Source organism: Tunicatimonas sp. (genome assembly GCF_049647865.1).
Lineage (GTDB): Bacteria > Bacteroidota > Bacteroidia > Cytophagales > Cyclobacteriaceae > Tunicatimonas.
Genome location: NZ_JBARYM010000596.1, coordinates 1 through 1,870 on the forward strand (window position 1 = coordinate 1; position 1,870 = coordinate 1,870).

A 1,870-nucleotide genomic window follows, 5' to 3' on the forward strand; every position below is an offset into this window, starting at 1 on the left:
ATTGCCGAGGTGGTAGCGGCCCGCAAATTGGAAACCACCGGTCACGAAATCATTAAATCAGTACACCCGCACCCTACCATGTCGGAAGCCGTAATGGAAGCTGCAGCGGCTGCTTACGAAGAAGTGATTCATTTGTAACGGTTTATTGTTTGATAGTAATAGAAGGTAGATTCGTAATGGGTCTACCTTTTTTGCTTTAGAAAAATACCCTATATGGGATCTGTTTAAACCACGTACTTCTTTTTCAATGTGCTATTGGTTCACTAAATTAACATGATGATGCGAGTGCTTATTTTTATTCTTTTACCCTACTGTTTCTTTCTATCAACTTCTGTATGGTCTCAAGAATATGTGGCTCAACCAGATTCTCTATATTCCGCCCATCTCAAAGAACAAAGGCAGATACAGGTTATTTTTCCAGAGAAATACGATCCAAATCTAAAGGAGAATTATGATGTGTTTTACGTGCTAGATGGAGAATGGAATACGTCGTTATCAGAAACCGTTCTCCATTTTTTAGGATATGGTCAGTTTGTACCTACCAACATGATGATCGTTAGTATTCCTAATCTGTATAAGAATGACGTAAATATGAGGGATAGAGATTTTACTCCTACTCAAGTTAAAAATCGTGATATTTCCGGCGGGGCCAATGATTTTCTGTTATTTCTGAAGGAATTAGTGGCCTATATTGATGAGAAGTATCCGACCAATAGTGAGAACAGTGTTCTCTACGGAACATCATTGGGTGGCCTGTTTGCCATTTATACGTATCTGCACGAGCCTACGCTGTTCAAATCGTACATAACCGTTGAGCCTGCTTTACATTGGGATAATGAACATTTAAACAAAGTTGCATCGAGAAAACTACCTAAAATAACCGAAACCAACAGCACTCTTTGGATAAGTTCTCGCGACGGAAAAGACTTCAAGGATATGGGCATTGCCAAACTTGAATCCATACTTTCAAAAAAAGCTCCGAAGGGATTACACTGGAAAGTGGCAACCTACCCTAATGAAACCCATTTTTCTACTATCTGGAAAGGTATATTCGATGGTCTTAAATTTACCTACTCAAAAGTATCCGACGAAAAGATAGTTAACAGAGCAGATACCGCTACCGAACCACAGTAGTGTAGTTTGCCTCACGAGTTATTGTTTCATATAACTCTGATTGCAACTAAGTAGATTTAGAGAGGTACTATCGCCCCCATAAATCTATATTTTGCGAATGGAATCGCAAAATAGTATAATTTTTTACGATTCCATTCGCAAAAAATTATGTTTTACGGTATATTGAGCTAATTATGCACATATCCCGCTTAATTGCACCCTCCATACATAGGAAAATATCAAAGGGCAAGGCTATTATACTAATGGGGCCTCGCCAAGTAGGAAAAACTACACTTATTAGTGCTATGTTGTCTGAAAGGGAAGAAAAAGTGCTGTTGCTTAACGGTGATGAGGCTGATGTGCGGCAATTATTGCAAAATCCTACTTCTACTCGCCTACGCGCATTGGTTGGTGACAGTCAAATTGTAGTCATCGACGAGGCCCAGCGTATTGAAAATATTGGATTAACCATTAAACTCTTTACCGATCAGATTAATGAAGTACAGATCATTGCTACAGGCTCTTCGGCACTAGAGTTAGCTGCTAACATTAATGAGCCACTTACTGGGCGAAAATACGAGTTTACGCTGCTGCCGCTTTCTTTCGGGGAAATGGTAGCGCATCATGGTTTACTAGAAGAAAAAAGGTTACTGGAGCACCGAATGATTTATGGATATTATCCAGAAGTAGTCACCTCGTTGGGTGAGGAACAAATACTACTGCGAACGTTAGCTGATAGCTATCTTTACAAAGATCT

At 39.6% G+C, this 1,870-nt stretch carries 2 protein-coding genes; both read left to right on the forward strand.

What is annotated here, in order from left to right; all coding sequences use genetic code 11:
• Positions 1-273 precede the first annotated feature (273 nt).
• Positions 274-1,134: an alpha/beta hydrolase gene (locus WBA23_RS17540; RefSeq protein WP_424583585.1), complete on the forward strand. Its 861-nt coding sequence runs from the start codon at positions 274-276 to the stop codon at positions 1,132-1,134.
• Positions 1,135-1,307: 173 nt separating this feature from the next.
• Positions 1,308-1,870, forward strand: a 563-nt coding sequence (locus WBA23_RS17545; protein WP_424583586.1) for an ATP-binding protein, incomplete at its 3' end; no start/stop codon positions are given.